This window comes from Blautia faecis (genome assembly GCF_020554845.1).
Lineage (GTDB): Bacteria > Bacillota > Clostridia > Lachnospirales > Lachnospiraceae > Blautia_A > Blautia_A faecis.
In genome coordinates this window covers 1-19,700 of the sequence record NZ_JAJCIA010000008.1, presented here as the reverse complement: position 1 = coordinate 19,700, position 19,700 = coordinate 1, and the positions used below count along the sequence as shown (strand labels likewise).

Sequence of the window (19,700 nt, the reverse complement as noted above, 5' to 3'; positions counted from 1 at the left end):
TCATATTTGCATAAAAAGAAATATAATAATTACAAATACTCCTCCTTCCCCTTATCTCTTTGCACGGAATTTTCTATATTATTCCCCGCAGCCTTTACTTTCATAGTCTCAAGCTTTTCTTTCAAGGATACCCTCTGTGCCGGCTTATCCGCCATCGCTGCTGTGAGCCTCATTCCCTGCGGATTTCCATTCTCCACAGCATAATTATGTCGGGTATTTTCTATGGGATACGGTTTTCTGGTATCTGCCACCTGCTCAGTACCCAGTTCCGATTTATCATCTTCCATACCTATTCCGTCATCTCCCTTTTCGTCCATATTGAGCAGGGCATTTAAGGCAGAAAGGCGGTCTAACTTCTCTGAAAGCTCTGCTTCCTGTGCAAATGGCTTTGTAACCTCTACCTTCGCTGTTTCAAGCTGACGCTCCACATTCTCCAGCTTTGTGGATGCTTCTGCCAGTTCCTTTGTCATGGCTTCCAACGCATGGTTGATACGGGAAATGTTACCCAACGGGTCAACACCAATCTCCAGATTATGACTGAGCTGCCCTTTGATGTTCATAACGAATTTATGGTTAAAGGAATCAAAGGACACCGCCATTTTAAAGCCTGCATACTCTCCAATGGCTGCCGGAGCATTAACGCTCTTGATTTCTTTGCACATCTCCACAAGTGCAGTTCCGGCTTCTTTTTTATCCGTATAGACCTTATTCCCAACCTTCATAGAGAAAAGCTCCTTATCTGCCGGGAGATTGGCTTTTGCAGTCTGAATATCTGCCTGCAAGCCGCTGATCCGTTCCTTCAGAATAGTTATCTGCTGTGGATAATGCTTTGCAATGTTGTCCTCCAGACGGTATTTCTGACTGGTGTGGTTGGCTTTCATCAGTTTCAGCTTGCTGACCTGAATATCCAAATCCATCTTTTCTTTTATGTAGGGATTCCCCGTTGCCAGAGCCTTAACCTCTGCATAGGAAAGTGCCGCTTCATCCACATCCTCACAGCTTCGCACCGGAGATTTGCTTGTCATAATCTGACCGATAAATTTCTGCTTATTCTCGATGAGCTGCCATGAGTAGCTGTCAAATGTTCCCTCTGTCACATACCGGAAAATCTTAACCTTTGGATTCCTGTTGCCCTGCCGCAAAATACGCCCCTCCTGCTGTTCAATATCAGACGGACGCCACGGTACATCGAGGTGGTGCAGCGCAATCAGTCTGTCCTGCACGTTTGTCCCAGCTCCCATTTTTGCAGTAGAACCCAATAAAAAACGAACCTGTCCGCTTCTTACCTTACTGAACAGCTCCGCTTTCCTAAGCTCCGTATTTGCCTGATGTATAAAGGCGATTTCTTCTGCGGGAACACCTTTTTCCATCAGTTTATTTCTTATATCCTCATAGACATTAAATGTACCATCTCCTTTCGGTGTCGATAAATCACAGAAAATAAGCTGTGCTGATTTCTCCCCTTTGGTATCTTCCCAAATCTCAAATGCCTTATCCACACAGGTTTTTGCTTTGGAATGTTCCTCATCGGGGAGCATATCGTTGATCAGACGCTGGTCGAGTGCCAGTTTTCTTCCATCGTTGGTAATCTTGAGCATATTATCCTGATGCGGCTCTACCAGTCTGTTACGCACTGCCTCCGCCCGGTCTGCCAGCGATGTTACCATCTCTTTCTGATATTCGCTGGGTTTCAGCACCACGTTCTCATATTCTGCTTCCGGCACAGGCAGCTTTAACATATCCGGTGTCTGGATATCCGCACTCTCCTTGAAAAGTGCAATCAGCTCCGGCAGATTGAAGAATTTTGCAAATCTTGTCTTTGCCCGGTATCCTGTTCCCTCCGGTGCCAGCTCAATGGCGGTCTGTGTTTCTCCAAAAGAAGCTGCCCAACTGTCAAAATGCCCTAATCCCATCTTCTGAAGCGTACCATACTGAAGATACCGCATATTGGTGTAAAGCTCCGTCATACTGTTGCTGATCGGCGTACCCGTAGCAAACGTAATGCCCTTTCCGCCAGTCAGCTCATCAAGGTACTGGCACTTAGCAAACATATCGGAGGACTTCTGTGCTTCCGTCTGTGCAATGCCCGCCACATTCCGCATTTTCGTGTATAGAAAAAGGTTCTTATAATTGTGACTTTCATCTACAAACAGCCTGTCCACACCTAACTGCTCAAAGGTTACAACATTATCTTTCCGGGAAGTATCGTTGAGTTTTTCCAGTCTTGTCATAAGGGATTTTCTGGACTTTTCCATCTGCTTAATGGTGTAACGCTCCCCGTTATCTGCTTTCGCCTGCTCTATGGCAAGCTCAATCTCATCAATCTGTCTTTCGATAATGCCTATCTGTCTTTCCTGCGACAACGGGATTTTTTCAAACTGGCTATGCCCGATAATGACAGCATCATAATCTCCGGTGGCGATTCTGGAACAGAATTTCTTCCGGTTGGCTGGCTCAAAATCTTTCTTCGTTGCCGCTAAAATATTTGCTCCGGGATATAACCGCAAAAAGTCACTCGCCCACTGTTCCGTCAAATGATTGGGAACAACGAACAGGCTCTTTTGGCATAACCCTAACCGCTTGCTTTCCATTGCTGCAGCAATCATTTCAAAGGTCTTTCCTGCTCCCACACAATGAGCAAGCAGGGTATTGTCCCCGTAAAGCTGGTGTGCCACCGCATTTAACTGGTGCGGTCTAAGGTCGATGTCCGGTGTCATGCCAGGGAATTTCAAATGGGAACCGTCATATTCTCTTGGTCTGGTAGAATTAAAGAGCTTGTTATATTTCGCCACCAAGTCCTGTCTACGTTCCTGATCTTCAAATACCCAGTTCTTAAAGGCTTCCCGGACTGCCTCCTGTTTCTGACTGGCAATCATGGTTTCCTTTTTATTCAGGACTCTCGTTTCCTTTCCGTCCTCTATCACGGTATCGTACACCCGGCTGTCCTTTAAATTCAGAGAATCCTCTAAAATCTGATAAGCATTTCTCCGGTTTGTACCATAAGTCATATTTACAAGACTGTTTCCGTAATCCGCACTTTTTCCTTTTACATTCCACTGTCCTGTCACATCGGAATACTGAATCCCCATTGTATTCCGGTTGAAAAGATGCTGCGGTGTTTCAAAAACATCACGCATGAAATCTTCAATATATTTCGGTTCAACCCATGTGGCACCGATACGCACCTCAATCTCGCTGGCATCCAGTTCTGTGGGCTGCACCTGTGTAAGTGCCTGCACATTTATGTTGTATTCCGGGTGGTTTTCGGCGTAAATCTTCGCTGTTTGCAACTTATCCCGGACATTGCCGCTTAAATACTCGTCCGCTGCTTCCCACCTGTCTGTGACCGGATTCTGAAAGATAATGCCCGTCAGTTCTTCTTTGATTGTATCAATCTCTTTTCCGGTCAGCTCCGCCATATAAGAAAGGTCAACTTTTGCTTTTTCTGATAAAGATACTGCCAGAGCTTCCGTTGCTGTATCCACGCTTGTAACCACTTCCGCTTTCTTAATGGTACGTTTCGTGAACATATCCGCTTTGCCTTTGAAATTTCCCTCGTCATCCAGCTTTTCCAGAGAACATAACAGACAATAGCTGCTGTCCTGATTAAAGGCTCTTTTGTTGGTCTGGGAATTGATTAAACCGTATTTTCTGCTGAACGTATCATAAAGGGTATTCAATTCTTTCTGCTTTTCCTTAATCACAGTATCCGGATATTCTTCCAACTGCAAATTGATAAGCTCTTGCGTACAGTTTCGGATTCCTACCATGCCTTTTATGCGTTCCTGCATGGATTCTGACATATCCACAGGCTTCATAATGGAATTTTCACGGTAATATACCTTATCTTCCACCAGTGTGTAGCTGTAATTCTTTACGTCCGGGTCTGCCGGAATGGTGGCATCTGCCAGCTCATCCGCAAGCTCGTCCGTCTCCACTGCTTCGATTTCCCCGTCAATCCGGCTGACCGCATCCATTAACTGCTCTGCAAACGGTCTTGTGGCATCCGGTTGGCAGGTGCTTTCCATGCCATAGGGACCGCTGACCATTTCCATTTTCCCAACAATCATTTCCGGGTGTTCCGCAAAGTAGGTATTCATGGCGATACCGTTTGCATCTTCTGATAAATGTACCCAATCCGGTTCTATGTCCATCACACGGTCACGCTTCTTAAAAAACAAAATATCCGAAGTGACTTCTGTCCCTGCATTTTCCTTAAATGCTGTATTCGGAAGTCTGACCGCCCCCATAAGCTCCGCTCGCTGAGCCAGATACTTTCTGACCTCCGGACTTTTTTTATCCATTGTTCCCTTACTGGTAACAAAAGCAACCACACCGCCGGGACGGACTTTATCTAATGTCTTTGCAAAGAAATAATCATGAATCAGGAAATTATTTTTATCATATTGTTTATCCGCTACCTTATACTGTCCGAATGGCACGTTGCCGACTGCTACATCAAAAAAATCATTCGGATAGTCTGTTTTTTCAAAACCGGATATTTTAATATCCGCTTTCGGATAGAGCTGTCTTGCAATCCTGCCCGTAATACCATCCAGCTCCACACCATAAAGTCGGCTTTCCTGCATCTTCTCCGGCAGCATTCCGAAGAAATTTCCGATACCCATTGCAGGCTCTAATACATTCCCCTTTTCAAATCCCATACGGTCTAAGGTATCATAAATACTGCGGATAATGGCAGGACTGGTATAGTGGGCATTTAAGGTGCTTTCCCTTGCAGAAGCGTACTCCTGCGACGATAACAATTCCTTTAACTGCTGATATTCTCCCGCCCATGCAGATTTGCTTTCATCAAAGGCATCGGCAAGCCCGCCCCAGCCAACATACTGTGATAAAATCTGCTGTTCTTCCGATGTGGCGATACGCTTCTCGCTCTCCACCTTTTCCAAAGTACGGATTGCTTCTATATTTCGTCTGAATTTCTCTTTCGCACTGCCTACTCCTAACGCATCGTCCGTGATATGGAAATTGACCGCATTGGATTTATCAATCTTTGGTGCAGACTGCTTCACAGGCTTTTCTATGGCAGGTTCTTCCACTGACTTTTGGACATCGTGTCCAGAAGTGTCCGGTTCCATGCTTTGCAGATAGTGTTCCGCTTCCTCTTTTGTTTCAAAGGTGGGAATTGTACCGTCCTCTTTTATATAATAATCTTCCCTGCCATGATCCCATACTGCAAAATCCTGTCCCGGCTCAAAGGCATCGCTGATTTCCTCAACTGAGAATCGTGATTCTGTTTCCGCTACATCTTCCGTTCCCTCAATGCGTGAAAACACCTCCGCTTCGTGTCGGTCTATATCTTCCATTGCAATACTATTTATGTAGTCATCCTCTACCTCTTCTCTGTCCGGCATATAATCATACTCGTAATGAAAGCTTTCATTAACCGACGCATAAAAGAAATTCTTATCTTCCATAGAATTGCCCAGTAAAAATGCAGCTCCGTCAGCTTCCCATTCATCTACTTTCATACATAACTGTCCGTCAATGGTAATCTGCTTTGTTGCAAGCTCCTGCTCCATATACCGTCTTGTCTGATTGATAAATCCATTTAAGACCGCCGGGTGGGAAGAAACAATCAAATCACGGTTCTCATACTTGGCATACGGTTCTATTTCTTTTGCCCATGCCTTATTGTCGGGAGAAAATCTGCCATCGTGCGTCAGGTGCATGACAGTATTGGCAAGTACATAGCTGACACGCTCGCTACCATATTTTCGGATTACTTCATCCGGTGTATCTTTCGGCAGACGATACCCGTCAAATTTTTCCGAAATCGTCCGTTCAATGGCTTCTTTACAGGCAACCTTCGCTTTCCGTTCTATTACCGCCTGTGCTTTTTCCAGCGCTTTCTGTGCTTCTTCCTCTTTGTACCGGGCATAGGCTTCTTTCCCTGCCGGAGATAAATACTTATCTTCCGCCACCAGCTTTCGGATACGCTTTTCGACTACTTTCCAAGACAGCAGCACTTTCGCATAAGGTTCGCAGATATTTCCCTTTTTTAATTCAATCCCTTTAAAGTTGTGGTCTTGCCAGCTATGGTCTGCTCCTGCAAGTGCATGAGAGCCGCCTCCAATGCCATATTCTTTTTTCAGAAATTCCGCTGCTTCTTTGCTGTCATGCTTTTCCTGAAAATAATCATAGATGCGGAAAGAACCATGTGAATATCCACTTCCCCTGCCAAGATTATGGTCTATCTCGTCCTGAGTAATAAAATCCTCCCTTTTTATTTCCACATGGTCTGCGGTTGGAAAGATTTGTTTTTCTATCAGCAGATTGTCAAGTTCCTCCCGAAGCTCCTCTTTTGGCATAACTGAACGGAAACGTAGCTTTTTCTCTCCGGTTTCAAGCTGATGAAGTGCCTGATCCATGTGGGAAGCCACAAGCTCAACTCCTTCTTTCGTAGAAAGGTATTCTATCATTCTTGCATGAGCCTCCGGATAATTTCCTGCTTTTAGCCCAAGCTCCTCCGGCAGTTCTCCCATGCCATCCCGGAAAAAGAAAAAGAGATGCCCTGCAATCCGGTCACGTTCTGCTTCGTCAGTCAGATAAGCTTCATTTGCTCCCATATAGGTACCGTTTACTACCTGTGAGCGGATTTTTGCTTCCACCTCCTGCCAGTTCATCTGAAGCACCGGACGCTCTGTCGATGTGCCATATCCGACACGCATCCCATCCTCATTGAACCATACCGCTAACTGCTTTCCGTCAAATTCAAAGCCCTTTCCGGTTGTTCCATACTCTTTCTGTAAGAAAGCAGCCATCTCCTCCGGTGTCTTTCCCTGCTGATATTTGATGTAGATACGCTTTCTGCTGTTATCCCTGCCTCCGCCGCTCCGCAGAATATCCGCTATCTGCTCCGGCGGTATCTTTGTTTCTGACCGTATCGGTGTCACTGTTTCCGCCTGTTTCATGGCAAGATTGCCAGCCTGCTCCGTAAACATGGAAAATAAGTCAAGCTGCTGGTACATTCCCGCTGTTTCAATCCGCTCTGCGGTTTCTCCTGGAAGAAGATATACTCCGTCCTCCATATAGGAATTGACAAGAAAACGTGCTTCCTCCCATGACAGCCTGCTTTCCGCTTCACGGGTCAGATAATTGTCTTTCCATAAGGTAATACCGTCCTCATCGGCACGGTAGCCGCCCCGCATTTCCCCGATATTGAACTCGGTGTATTCTTCCATGCGGAACGAATTTCTCAGATAATCCGCCTGAATCTTTGCATCCTGCTCTATCTGAAAATACCCAGCTATTTCCGGTCTTTTATGCTTCAGGAACTCATCACTGCATAAAATACCACGCTGTAAGTCCTCCCCCTGCTCTGTTTCAGACAGCTTCGGAAAAAAAGAACCGGATAATGAATGTTCTCCACTATCCGGTTCTGGTATTTCTTCTTCCTGTATGTCATTTTCTAACTGTAAATCAGTTCCGTCAGCACGATCTCCTCCGCTGAATGTCTGATGTTGTTCATCTTCGCTACCCACTTCATCTGATCGGCTGCTTTCAGTTCCTCGTTCACTCCCTCTGCTTTCGCCATCTGTTCGCTCAGGGCTTCCATTCTCTGCTCTGCCTGCTCCTGTATCTCCAGACAGTGTGCTTTCAGCTCGCCCGCCAGTATCATGCCCTGATAAATCCCTTTCCGGTGTTCCTGTAAGAAGTTCTTCCGCATCAGACCGTACTTCGTCAGCGTTCCCTCCGGTTCCTCGTTCGCTGTCAGGTTCGGAATCAGATAATCCCCGTTCTTTTCGTATGTCAGTTTCATGTGCCGCATCCTCCTTTTTGCTCTGTATTTCTATCTCCTGATTGTTTTGTAGTTCCTTTTCGCTTTCACGCTTTAAAGCATTATAGTATGTATCTGCTTCATTTGCAAGCACTTTCTCCGTATTTTCCAAAGAAGTTTGTGTGCGTCCTGCATTAGCTTTTTCCTGTGCCTTCCTGCGGGCAATCTGGCGGTCATACGCTCCTATGGTTCTGCCTATCTCCATTAAAAGCGGCTTGCACATATCTGTGGTGGCTGTACCAACAACAGACAGGGTTTTCATCGTATTAAAGTCGCTGATATATTCAAATCCCAGCTCGTCGTTCCACAGTTCCATATCTGCACCGCATCGTGACAGTATGGTGTAAGCAATACTGGAAGAAAGCGTATCACGAAGCCTGACACCTACATTTAACTCGTCCAGTTCCTCTAAAAAGCTGCCCTCTTTCACATATTCGATTTCCGGCAGAAGTTCTTCATAATAATCCAAAGCAATCCGATTGGATATTTCCATTATCCGCTGTTCAAAGGAGCTGTTTTTATCTGTTTCCCCGTATGTCTTTTCAAGCTGTGCCAGGACTGTTTCTTTATGCTCCTCACGCAACTCCCACAAATTCGGATCACGTCCTATCCGCCTTGCCTTATGTACGTCGGACACATCGAAAACATATTTCAATCTTGTATAGGAATTTTCCGTATCCAGCAGGGCAATTCCCTTTGCTCCACGGTTTACCCAGCAATTCATCTTCTCATTCCATAGTTCAAGGGACGCACAGGCTGTTGCATCCGGTCGTTGTGCAAAAATAAGTATCTGTTCATTGAACGGATATTTATAAAGCCTTGCAGCGGTAGTCAGATACCTTGTCCACTCCTGCCCGTTTTTCGCTATCTCTTTTGCGGTATCCTCCGCCAGATAGGAAATCATCTGATATTTTGTTACCATAAGCATTCCTCCAAAATGACGGAGGGGATAACCCCCGCCGCCTTATTCATAAAAACCGTGTTCTTCGATACCGTTTTCCAGAATTGTGCCAATCAGCTCCTCCAATTCCATCTCCTTCAGCTCGCTGATCACAATGAGCTTTGCAAGGGTATCTTTTTCCACCGGAACGACATAGCTTTCTTCATCAGGGCAAAGCTCCCGTACACAAATCTCCAGTCCGTCTGCAATTTTGCAGAGCGTACTTATATCTGCTTCCCGGATACCTGCCAGAATATCCATCAATACATCTTCCCTGACACCGCACCGCAAAGAAAGTTCTGGAATATCCATATCCTGCTCTTTCATAATGTTTAAAATTTTATCTCCGGTGCTGTAAACAACGGTCTTTTTCATTTCTGTATTCATTTTTCTGTCTCCTTTTCACTTGCTTTTTCTCGGTGGAAATTCCATCTTGAATTTGTACTGCGAACCTTTGATTTCCTTTCCGTCTTTGATATAAGAATAATCCTCAATTCCCTCCGGAATCAGGTACGCATCGTAGCTTCCCTTTTTCCCTTTTAATCCTCTCACAAGGGTCTTTTTCCCTTCAAGCAGACTTTTCATCTGTGTATCGGAAAGCGTTGCTCCCATTGCCCTACCCACATTCATGCCGCATTTTTGTTTGCAGGAAGCACCGAATTTTCCTTTTACTACATCGCTGCCGCATTTCGGGCATTTTCCAAGCACTTCCTGCATCGTTCCAAACAAAGACTTCTGATCGTCACTGATACTGTGATAGGTCTGCACCAGCTCCCGCACCATACCTTCAATGCCATCCATAAACTCCTGCATGGTGTATTCGCCTTTTGCTACCAAAGTCAGCGTATTCTCCCAATCTGCTGTAAGCTTCGGGGATTTTACCAAATCCGGCAGAACAGTAATGAGCTTCATCCCGTCCTCGGTGGGAAGCATCTGCTTTTTCTCCCGTTTCACAAAACCGTCTTTGACCAGCTTTTCAATAATGTCAGCTCTGGTGGCAGGTGTGCCAAGTCCTTTGCGTTCCACCTCATCGCCCATATCCTCTGCTCCGGCACGTTCCATCGCAGAAAGCAGGCTGTCCTCGGTAAAATGTTTGGGAGGCTGCGTGAAATGCTCTGTTACCTTTGTCTGGATAACTGGAAACGTCATGCCTTCAGAAAGCTCCGGCAGTTTCTTCTCTTCCTTATCCTCATCTGTTTTTTCTACCCGGTAGGTACGTTTCAATGCTGCTTCAAATTCTTTCCACCCGTTCTGCAGAACCGTTTTTCCGGATAAATGAAAGCTGTAACCACCGCAGGAAAACTCTGCTTTTACCGTTTCATACAACTGCTTTTCCCCGGTTGCACATAACAGACGGTTAGCAGTAAGGGACAAGATTTTCATTTCTCCCTCCGGCACAGTAGAAAGTTCTGTCTTTGCAATCTCTATGGTAGGAATGATTGCATGGTGATCGGTCACTTTTTTACTGTTCAGCACTCTTTTTATATCCGGCTCTGCTCCGGTCTGTTCCTCAAAGAGAATCGCCTGATAAACTGCCCCGATTACCGCTTTTGCAGTTTCTTCCATATCATCGGATAAATACTGGCTGTCCGTTCTCGGATAAGTGACCAGCTTTTTCTCATAAAGGCTCTGGGTGTACTCCAATGTCTGCTTTGCAGTAAAACCAAAGATACGGTTGGCATCCCGCTGAAGCGTGGTAAGGTCATAAAGTTTTGGTGGTGCAACGCTTTTATTTTCCTTTATAACGGAACGAACCACTCCACTCTGACTTTCACACGCTGCAGCAATACTTTCTGCCCTTGCCTTATCGTCAATCCGTTCTGTCATGGCATCTATCCCATCCATCAGAATATGAGCCATGTAATACTGTTCTTTTTCAAAATTCATAATCTTCACTTCACGGTCTACCAGCATGGTAAGGGTGGGTGTCTGTACCCTGCCTACCTTTAATACCTTGCCACCATACAGTACGGTAAATAATCTCGTACCATTTAATCCCACCAGCCAGTCCGCCTGCTGTCTGCAAAGTGCAGACTGATACAGACTGTCATAATCGCTTCCCGGCTTTAAGTTTTCAAATCCGTCACGAATCGCACTTTCCTCCATTGATGAGATCCACAGGCGTTTCATCGGTTTCCAGCAGCCTGCCTGTTCATATACCAGACGAAAGATAAGTTCTCCCTCCCGTCCGGCATCGGTGGCACACACCACACTTTCAACTCTTGTATCGTGCATCAGATTTTTCAAGATTTTATACTGCGTTGCTGTTTCCTTTTTCACTTCATGCTGCCACTGCTCCGGTATCATGGGCAGGCTCTCATAGCTCCATTTTTTCCACGCTTCTGAATACATCTCCGGCTGTGCCAGCTCTACCAGATGTCCTACACACCATGAAACGAGAAATCCGTTTCCCTCCATGTAACCGTCTTTTCTCTCTTTCGCCCCGATCACATGGGAAATTGCCTGTGCTACGCTGGGCTTCTCTGTAACCACCAACTGCATACCTTATTCCTCCTGTTCGTCAAAGAAATCTTCTTCCGTATCTTCCTCCGATTCCTCATCTTCGTTTTCATACTCCTCGTTATCTTCCTCATCTTCATCTTCGTCCTCGATAAAGTCCTCTTTTTTCTTGCGGACAACCTTAAAATAATAAGCAGCTCCGATAACGATTAAGGCAAGACCACCAATCAGCACATACGAAATCATCGGATTCGGTGCTTCTTTCACTTCCGGCTCCGGTTCGGTTTCCTCTGTATTTTCCGTACTCTCTGCACCTTCCGTACCTTTTTCTGTTTCCGTTTCCTTTCCCTCTGTATCTGCCTGCTCTCCGTTGTTGTTTGGCAATGCACTCTCCCCATTCGGAATTGCAGATTCCAACGCAGCGGAATTTTTCGGCAAGGTTTCACTGTTATCGGAAGTTGCATTTAACAGGTCATTTTCCGTAACCTCAGTCAAAAAATATACCATTTCTTCCTCTCCGTCCCGGTCAATAATCAGATAGAAAACTTTCTCCGTGGCGGTCTGAATAGTATAAAACTCCTTGCCCTGACCGGATTTTTCCGTACTTTCTGTTTTCCCGCTTTCTGCCTCCGCAGCTTCTTTCATTGCCTGCTTTTTCTGTTCGGCAGGACTTGTATGTGATGTGGTATTTCCGTTACTGTCTGTTTTGGTATGCTCCGTCACGGTTCCCGTAGCACTCCCCGGTTTCGTCGGGTTCGCACTCTCCGGGAGCTGCTCCGCCGGATTCCCGTCACTGGTATCGGCAGGGTCTTTATAGTACGGATTTTTCGTCTTATAAACCTCTGACATATTTCCGGCATTGTCCATTGCAGAAATGGTAAAATATTCATACCCTGCGTCAAACTGCTGGAGGCGGATATTCAACGTGCCGCCCGTCAGATCTGTAAACTCATATCCATTGACATATACCGCCTTTGCACCGGAATCCGTATCATGTACCTGTATGCTTAAAAGTCCGTCACTGACTGCCGCATTTAAAGTCGGTTTTACGGTATCAAAGCACTTTATGGCACGGTTCTTCTCATAGGTATTGCCTTTCTGGTCTGTGACAAGCACATACACGGTACAGTTCTCGGAAATCCTTAATTTCTTTTCCTCCGTAACATCTGTCCAGCTTCCATTCTGCCCTACCTTTGCCTCTATTTTTGCGATTTCAAAATTTCCCGTATCTGCGGTATCTTTTACACTGAAAGAAACGGAAACAGCGTCATTATGCCACTCCTCCGGCTGTCTGATCTTGATACTGACATTCGGTTTTTTATAGGCACAGAGCTTATAATCTGTAACACAGACCGGACAGTTTTTATCATACTCATACGCACCGCATTGATCTTCGCAGTTGCATACAGGCTCCGGCTTATCATTTCCCGATACAGTGCCATCCCCGGTGCTTTCGTCGGTACTGCCTTCTGTATTTTCTTCGGTGCTTCCCTCCGTACTACCTTCCGTAGTTTCTTCGGTGCTTCTCTCGGTGCTATTTTCTGTATTTTCCTCCGTACTGCCCTCGGTTTCACTTTCGCCGGGTGTCTGCTCCATACTCTCCTCCGGTTTGGATTCTTCGGTTTCTTTTGTTTCTTCTGCAAAAGCACTGAGTGCGTAGTTTCCATTCACGGAAAATGCCATCGCAGGCATGGTAAATAACACAGCGGATAATACAAGAGATATGACCGCCCTAGATGATAACTTCCTGTTCTTCATGGCTGTAAGCCTCCCTTTCTTCTGATTGTGCTGCTTCTTTCTGCTCTTTTTCTTTCAGCAGACGCATAATTTCTTCTTCGCTGACCTTATTTAACAGAATCAGCCGATCCAGAGAGATTTTATTCTTTTCAATGAATTTCATCTTCTCCGCATCCTCCGCCATCTGAAGCTGTTCCGCCAAGTCCCTCTCCCTCGCCTGCAATCCCGCAAGCTGTTCCCGGACTTTGGAAAGCTCCTTTACAATTCTCTCTTTCGTCATCGTTCCTCACTTCCCGTTATTTTAATTTCCTGATAATCTTCCAAACGCATAAAAATGGCTCTGCCAATAGGACGAATTGATTGAAGCGTAACTGATTGGATCTCCGCAATGAATCATGACCCCGTTTCCGCAGTAAATCCCCACATGGCTGACTGGTACGCCCGAATTGTATGTACCTGTAAAAAAGATAATATCCCCCGCCTTTGCATCTGCCGCCGACACAGGCGTACACTGGTTATAAATGCCCTGTGCTGTGGTTCGTGGCAGGTTATGGACACCGCTGTTTGTAAATACCCAGCAGACAAAACCGGAACAGTCAAAGCTGGTGGACGGACTGGAGCCTCCCCATACATAGGGATAGCCTAAATATCTCGCCGCTTCTTCCATAAGTGCCTGCACGGTTGCATCGTCATAGGAATCCGGCGGTATCACATTTCCTCCGCCGCTTCCGCTGCCCGGCGTTTCGCCATACAGCGTATCCGTGCCTGCTTCAAAATAAAAAAGAGGGTTATAATATTCCCCCTGATACAGACATTCGATATGTAAATGACTTCCGGTACTGCTTCCCGTATTCCCTGTTGTTCCGATCACATCTCCATGCGTCACGCTCTGCCCTGCCCGGACATTTAAGGTATCCATGTGGGCATATTTTGTGCAGTAGCCTTTTTCATCTTCAATCACTACATAATTTCCGTAATAGCTGTCATAAGTTGCGGTAGTTACTGTCCCGTCCATCGCCGCATATACGGTTGTTCCGGTAGGTACTGCAATATCTACGCCCCGATGTAACTGTTCCTGCCCTGTGACTGGATTGATACGCCAGCCATAATAACTGCTCACATAGTTGTACCAATATAAATCAAGGGGCTTATAAAACTGCTGTGTCAGCCCGTGGGTCTGGTTATAAAAAGCATAGATTTCTCTCTGCTCCTCATTCATGCGTCCGGCAACTACTACGTTTAAATCTTTTGCTGTCAAGGTCACTTCCAGAATGGTTACGGTATATTCCTCTTCCACTTCATACTCGTATTCCTCTTCTGTTGTTTCCCCCGTAACCGGGTCTGTTACCGTATGAGTGCCTGTTTTTGTTACCGTCCTTGTCCTCGTTTCCTCTGTAGGATTTAGTGTCAGCTCATACATTTCATCAAACAGATATTCTATTTCTGCCTGTACCTCACTTGCAGTAAATTCCGTATGGACTGCCGACAGATAGCTGATCAGTGCAAATGGGTCATGCCCGATAGATGCCAGATTATAACGGTACTCATCATAATCCGGATAAGTGGTTTCTATGGCATCAATCTCTGCCTGCAATTCTTTTTCCAGTTCAGAAAAAGCTAAATCTGCCGCATCTATTTCTGCCGGAACGCTCATATAACTTCCTGCCAGCGTGGTACTGATTCCTCCGGCAAACATCGCCCCACAGGAAGATACTGCTGTCATAATCATCACAAGAAGCACCGCAAAGGCTCCTATGGCAAGCAGAAGCGAAACATTTTTTGATGCAATCTCCTGTATCTTTCTGGCTGCCGCTGTAAAAAGATTCCCGGACTTCGCCGCTGTTTCCTTTGCGGCTTTCGCTGTCTGTCCCGCCCGTCTTGCTTTTGCATATTCCCGTTTGATACGCTGCTTTTGCAGTCTTTTCTGCAACTGCTTCTGAATGGTCTTTTCCTGCATTTCCGGATTTTCTTCCAAGAACTTCTGATAACGGAAATTGACCTCTTTCTGCATCTGCTTTTTCTCCAGCTTTGCAGCTTTCGCTCTCCGTCTTTCCGTTTTCCCTTTGTAATGCCCTTTGAAAAAGCGGTAAACATCTTCCCCGCTCTGCTCCGTCTTATGGGCAGCCTCCACACCGGAATTTTCTTTCTCCACTTCGGCAACCTTACTGTGGGCAAAATTAGAAGATTCCATTCCCACCTTGCCAGCAGCTCTTTTTACAGGACTGTCCGATTTGAATGGTTTTTCTTTTTTTACAGAAGTCAATACATATTTTGTTCTGCCCGTCTTTTCATCAAAAACACGCTCCAGAGAATACTCCGTTTTCTTAGGAATCTTCTTCCTTGCAGCTTCCGTCTTTTTTCCGGCTTTCTCCGCTTTCTTTTGCAGTCGGTCTAACTTTTTACTCCCATGAAATTCCGGTTCCGCCTCTCCGGTAAAGGTAGTGTCCTTTGTCTGGAAATCCTGTTCAAAATCAGATTGCTTCACTCGTTCCCGGCTCTTTATCTCCCGCCTTTGATACCTGCCCTTTTTCTGTGACGGATGATAGGTGTCCCTGTGGCGGTAATCGTCGCTGGAATATTTTTTGCCCTGTTCCTCTCCTGCTTCCTCCGAAAAAGTGCTGTCCGGCTGTGTAAAATCACGTTTGGACTTCTCTCCGGCTTCTGCTCCCTTGGACTTTTGGACATTCTGTCCAGAAGCATCTGCTTTCTGATACTTCTTTGTATTTTTCGACCTCTGGACATCGTGTCCAGAAGTGGTATCTGCATCTCTCGGCTGATATGCTACGGATTTTTTATTTTTACCCTCACTTGCTTTCTTTGGAATTTCTCCGGTAAAGGTGTTTTTTTCCTGTGCAAATCCAGCCGATTTCTGCTTCTTTTTCTCCGCCACTACTCATTTACCTCCTGCCTTACACTTTCCTCCGGTTTGGTATTCATAACCGCAAAGGTCTTGGTATCTGCCGGATATTTATCCACGAACGGAATAACCACGTTATCAAACAGAATCAGTCCGCACCCCGGCTCGGAATTGGTTACATGGGCAAGCTGTTTTTCTGATAATCCCAGCTTATCCGCAAGGATTGCCTGATCCTTTGCATTTTGATTCAGGAGATATACAAAATCGGAATTGCCGAGGATTCCCTCGATTTCCTCTGACTTCAAAAAATCGCCTACGTTCTGCGTCAGTCCCGTAGGAATACCGCCCCACTTACGGAAACGCTTCCAGATTTCCACCGAATAAATAGCGGTCTGCTTCTCCTTCAGCAAAAGGTGGAACTCATCACAATAATAGCGGGTAGCAATCTTACGTTCCCGGTTCTGTGATACCCGATTCCACACCGCATCCTGCACGATTAACATTCCAAGTTCCTTTAGCTGATTTCCCAAATCCCGAATATCAAAACACATAATCCGGTTTTTACTGTCCACATTTGTCCTGTGGTTAAAATAATTCTGCGAACCATGCACATACAGGACAAGGGAGTTTGCAATACGCTCCGCCTTTTTGTTCTTGTGCTTCAACAGGGCATTATACAAATCTTCCAGAATCGGCATATTCTCCGGCACCGGATTTTCAAAATAGGCTTCATAAATATGGCGGATACACTCATCAATGATACCTTTTTCATCGTTTTCCAGACCGTCTTTTCCTCCGGCAATCAAATCACAAAGGGTAATGACAAAATCGGATTTCAGCTTCAAGGCTTCCTTATCCCCCTTATGGCTCAACTGAATATCCATCGGATTCAGATAATCTTTGGAATTGGTTGCCAGCCTTACCACCTGTCCGTGCAACGCTCCCACAAGGGCAAAATATTCGCCCTCCGGATCGCAGACCACAATATCATCCTTTGTCATCAGGAAGCAGGATAGAATCTCACGCTTTGCACTAAAAGATTTACCACTTCCCGGCGTACCAAGAATCACACCATTTGGTGTACGAAGCCGCTTCCGGTCTGCCATAATCATGTTGTTGGAAAGGGCATTTAAACCATAATAAATAGCCGGAGCTGGCATAAATAATTCCTGCGTACAGAACGGTACTAAGATAGCGGTACTCTTTGTTGTCAAATCCCGTTCAATTCCCGTATCGTTGCATCCGATTGGTGCCGATGCCATCAGTCCCTGCTCCTGTAAATACTGCATACATCTGAGATTGCAGTTTGCCTGTTGGATAATGCCGGACACCCTCTGTGTGATATTTTCCAGCTCCCGCTTGTTTCTGCCATAGCAGGTCAGGAGAAATGTCATTTTGACCATTTTCTGATTGCTGCTGTTTAAATCGTCCAAAAGGTCGAGGGTATCTTTTTCATAAGTGATAATGTCCGTGGGAAGAATATCCATGTCGTACCCTGACCTTACCGCCTTTTTCTGCTCCTCAATCTTCATTTTCTGGATATTCGTCAATGCTCCCTTTAACATCTTGATAGCCTTGACCGGGTCCATTGTCTGCATATGCATGGTAATGGTAAGGTTCGCATCCAGATCAAGAAGCTTTTTTAACAGCTCATCATCAAATTTAGGGGCAATAATATCCAGATAATGAACGCTGCCATACATCTTCCCTGCCTTAAATCGGCTGGGATAGCGGAAATCAAAACCCGGTGGGGCAACATAATCTTTCACGCTTTTGCCGGACTCCGCCAGTTCTTTAAATGAAAAACGGAAAGGCTCCATTGTATCCTGGTTAAAATACTCATGCAGGATACGCAGACGTTCCTTTCCGTCAAGGCTCTTGGCATATGTGCCAAGATTTGTGAAGTTTTTAATCACATCGGCTTCGATGTTGGTAAGTTTTGACCTCGCTTCCTTAAAGCCTTTGCTCTCAATCCCGAAAATCAGATATTTGGATTTGATAATACCGTTGTTTCCCTTTGCAGCCTGTTTCTTTAACATCTGCGTGTATTCCTCACGAATATCATCAAAATCATCGCCCTGCAGGGGAATATCAAACTGGTCGATTAAGGTCTGCTCGTTGACCTGTCTGTTAAACAAAAACAATTCAAATTTAATGGACGGGTCAAAATAGTTAATCAGCCTGCTGTATTCCTCCAGTATTTCCCCTTTGTCCTCAACTTCCAGCAGATCATAGTTTATATCGTAAAACTCCACCATTTTTGTATAAAAGCCAGAAGTGACCTGACAGATACCGTCCCGGTACATTTTCTGAAATGTAATGGTCTTCTGTGCTGTGGTGGGCTTTTCTGCGTTTTTATTCGTTCCGGCAAGTCTGTGCTTTAACTCCGCAAGACTTCTCCGCTCCGCAAATGTCAGCCCCGGCTTCGATTTCCCTTTTTTCTTATGTCTGTCCGGCTTTTCTGCCGCCTGCTTTTTCTTCAAGTTCACGCACCTCCTCTTTTATACGCTCTGTTTCTTCTAATCTTCTGTAAATATTTTCTGATTTGTAGGGACGAATCCCCGGTGTGAGGAATTTCTGCCTTATCATAAAATACAGAATCTTCTCTGCCGGAAATCCGTCCCTTTCATACATTGCCAGAAAGAAAAAAGGCAGCATGACCGCTACCATCAAAAGTGCCGATGCCTGTGTGCCGATGATCCCCTTTGTAAATATGTAAAAGGGAATCCCCACCGCACCTGCACCGCTGAAGCAGATAAGCTGGCGTTTCGTCAGATTTAATGCTACTTTTGTCTTTATGCCGCTTAAATTCTTTGGCACTGCTACGGATATTGCCATAACATCACAGCCGGAACTGATACTGCAAGCCCCGGCTGTTCCCTCCTTTCCTTGAAATGTGTTCTAATGGGCATTCCAGATTGATTTCGCAAGGGAACCTGTCTTGAACAGGCTGAAGCACAGGACAACGGTATAAGCTGCCACCGACCACAGTGCTGTGTGCAGATTGTCTGCAACCGCAATGCCGGATACCAGCACCGCATAGATTGCCACGCATACCATAATGAAAAATCCCTGAAACGCCAGTGAACACAACCCCTTGATATAATTGTTTCCGATACCGCCCCATTCCCGGTTGCTGAATGTGGCAAAGGGAACCGGAGCTACTGAAATATAAAGGTAGATTTCAATCATTCTCCCGAAAAGCATGACGGTAATGAGCAGGGAGATGATTTTCATACATAAGCTGACAATCATGGTTTCGATACCAAGCCCGATCAGCTCGCCAATGCCCATTGTATCAATCTGACTGTCAAACATGGTTTTAAGGGTATCCGTCACATCAATGGTAGTGGAACCCGAAACAATACCGCCTGCTCTGGTCACGATATGGTTTCCCACATCAAAAATCGCCATTGTGATGTCAAAGGTGTAGCTAAGAAGCAGCACAGCGATACAGGCTTTGATAAGGTAACGAAAAAAGAACTCGCTTCCTACTTCATGCATATTGTTCTTATCCATGACCATCGTGATCAGCTCATAGCAGAGTATGGCACTGATAATCATGCCGGCTATGGGTATCATCACATTTTCCGACAGGCTCTCCACCATAGAAAAAATGCCGGAGTTCCATGTGCTGGGTGTTTTCCCAACCTCTCCGGCGATTGTCCCGACCTTATCATTCACGTCCGTAAACATCGTGGAGAGGTTGTCCAAAACCCACCCTTGCAGCATTTCCTTTATAAATTCAGTTATCTTGTCAAGAATCGCACCCATGAATTATGAGAACAGGCTTGTAAGCTGTGGAATTACCGTCTGTGCCACAATGACAATGCCACCTCCACTCATAAGTTGTTTTATCCCCAATTAGGTGTAAAACTCTGCTCGATGGCGGGCGGCGGCGTACA

Annotated in this window: 10 protein-coding genes; all 10 read right to left on the bottom strand. The window is 45.6% G+C overall.

Features of this window, described 5'->3' with window-relative positions; translation table 11 throughout:
* Positions 1 to 29 precede the first annotated feature (29 nt).
* The 10 genes from LIZ66_RS05830 to LIZ66_RS19090 all read right to left on the bottom strand — a co-directional run bounded on the left by LIZ66_RS05830 (position 30) and on the right by LIZ66_RS19090 (position 19,659).
* Positions 30 to 8,723: a DUF3849 domain-containing protein gene (locus LIZ66_RS05830; protein ID WP_456298626.1), complete on the bottom strand. Its 8,694-nt coding sequence runs from the start codon at positions 8,721 to 8,723 to the stop codon at positions 30 to 32.
* A 42-nt stretch (positions 8,724 to 8,765) separates the two neighbouring features.
* Entirely contained in the window at positions 8,766 to 9,128 is a 363-nt protein-coding gene (locus LIZ66_RS05820; RefSeq protein WP_227200659.1) for a helix-turn-helix domain-containing protein, read from the bottom strand.
* Positions 9,129 to 9,143: 15 nt separating this feature from the next.
* Complete coding sequence (locus LIZ66_RS05815; RefSeq protein WP_227200660.1) at positions 9,144 to 11,243, bottom strand: type IA DNA topoisomerase; 2,100 nt, start codon at positions 11,241 to 11,243, stop codon at positions 9,144 to 9,146.
* Positions 11,244 to 11,246: 3 nt separating this feature from the next.
* Positions 11,247 to 12,959 carry a CD1107 family mobile element protein gene (locus LIZ66_RS05810; protein WP_227200661.1) on the bottom strand — a complete coding sequence of 571 codons (1,713 nt, stop codon included), beginning with the start codon at positions 12,957 to 12,959 and terminating at the stop codon, positions 11,247 to 11,249.
* Entirely contained in the window at positions 12,934 to 13,218 is a 285-nt protein-coding gene (locus LIZ66_RS05805) for a hypothetical protein (RefSeq protein WP_002596357.1), read from the bottom strand. Before LIZ66_RS05805 ends, LIZ66_RS05810 begins: the two co-directional genes overlap by 26 nt.
* Positions 13,219 to 13,239: 21 nt before the next feature.
* On the bottom strand, positions 13,240 to 15,828 hold the full coding sequence (locus tag LIZ66_RS05800) for a CD1108 family mobile element protein (protein ID WP_227200662.1): 2,589 nt from the start codon (positions 15,826 to 15,828) through the stop codon (positions 13,240 to 13,242).
* Positions 15,828 to 18,278: a VirB4-like conjugal transfer ATPase, CD1110 family gene (locus LIZ66_RS05795; RefSeq protein ID WP_227200663.1), complete on the bottom strand. Its 2,451-nt coding sequence runs from the start codon at positions 18,276 to 18,278 to the stop codon at positions 15,828 to 15,830. Before LIZ66_RS05795 ends, LIZ66_RS05800 begins: the two co-directional genes overlap by 1 nt.
* A complete protein-coding gene (locus tag LIZ66_RS05790; RefSeq protein WP_227200664.1) occupies positions 18,238 to 18,633 on the bottom strand; it encodes a PrgI family protein in 396 nt (131 codons plus the stop codon). Before LIZ66_RS05790 ends, LIZ66_RS05795 begins: the two co-directional genes overlap by 41 nt.
* Positions 18,634 to 18,696: 63 nt before the next feature.
* Complete coding sequence (locus tag LIZ66_RS05785) at positions 18,697 to 19,569, bottom strand: VirB6/TrbL-like conjugal transfer protein, CD1112 family (protein ID WP_227200665.1); 873 nt, start codon at positions 19,567 to 19,569, stop codon at positions 18,697 to 18,699.
* A 3-nt stretch (positions 19,570 to 19,572) separates the two neighbouring features.
* Positions 19,573 to 19,659 (bottom strand): Maff2 family mobile element protein, encoded by an 87-nt coding sequence (locus tag LIZ66_RS19090; protein ID WP_264467156.1) that lies wholly within the window; start codon positions 19,657 to 19,659, stop codon positions 19,573 to 19,575.
* Between the last annotated feature and the right edge of the window lie 41 nt (positions 19,660 to 19,700).

Bases quoted from the DNA above. Each gene is read 5' to 3' on its own strand.
- LIZ66_RS05820 (WP_227200659.1), bottom strand. From the start codon at position 9,128: ATGAATACAGAAATGAAAAAGACCGTTGTTTACAGCACCGGAGATAAA.
- LIZ66_RS05805 (WP_002596357.1), bottom strand. From the start codon at position 13,218: ATGACGAAAGAGAGAATTGTAAAGGAGCTTTCCAAAGTCCGGGAACAG.
- LIZ66_RS05785 (WP_227200665.1), bottom strand. From the start codon at position 19,569: ATGGGTGCGATTCTTGACAAGATAACTGAATTTATAAAGGAAATGCTG.
- LIZ66_RS05815 (WP_227200660.1), bottom strand. From the start codon at position 11,243: ATGCAGTTGGTGGTTACAGAGAAGCCCAGCGTAGCACAGGCAATTTCC.
- LIZ66_RS05790 (WP_227200664.1), bottom strand. From the start codon at position 18,633: ATGGCAATATCCGTAGCAGTGCCAAAGAATTTAAGCGGCATAAAGACA.
- LIZ66_RS05830 (WP_456298626.1), bottom strand. From the start codon at position 8,723: ATGGTAACAAAATATCAGATGATTTCCTATCTGGCGGAGGATACCGCA.
- LIZ66_RS05810 (WP_227200661.1), bottom strand. From the start codon at position 12,959: ATGAAGAACAGGAAGTTATCATCTAGGGCGGTCATATCTCTTGTATTA.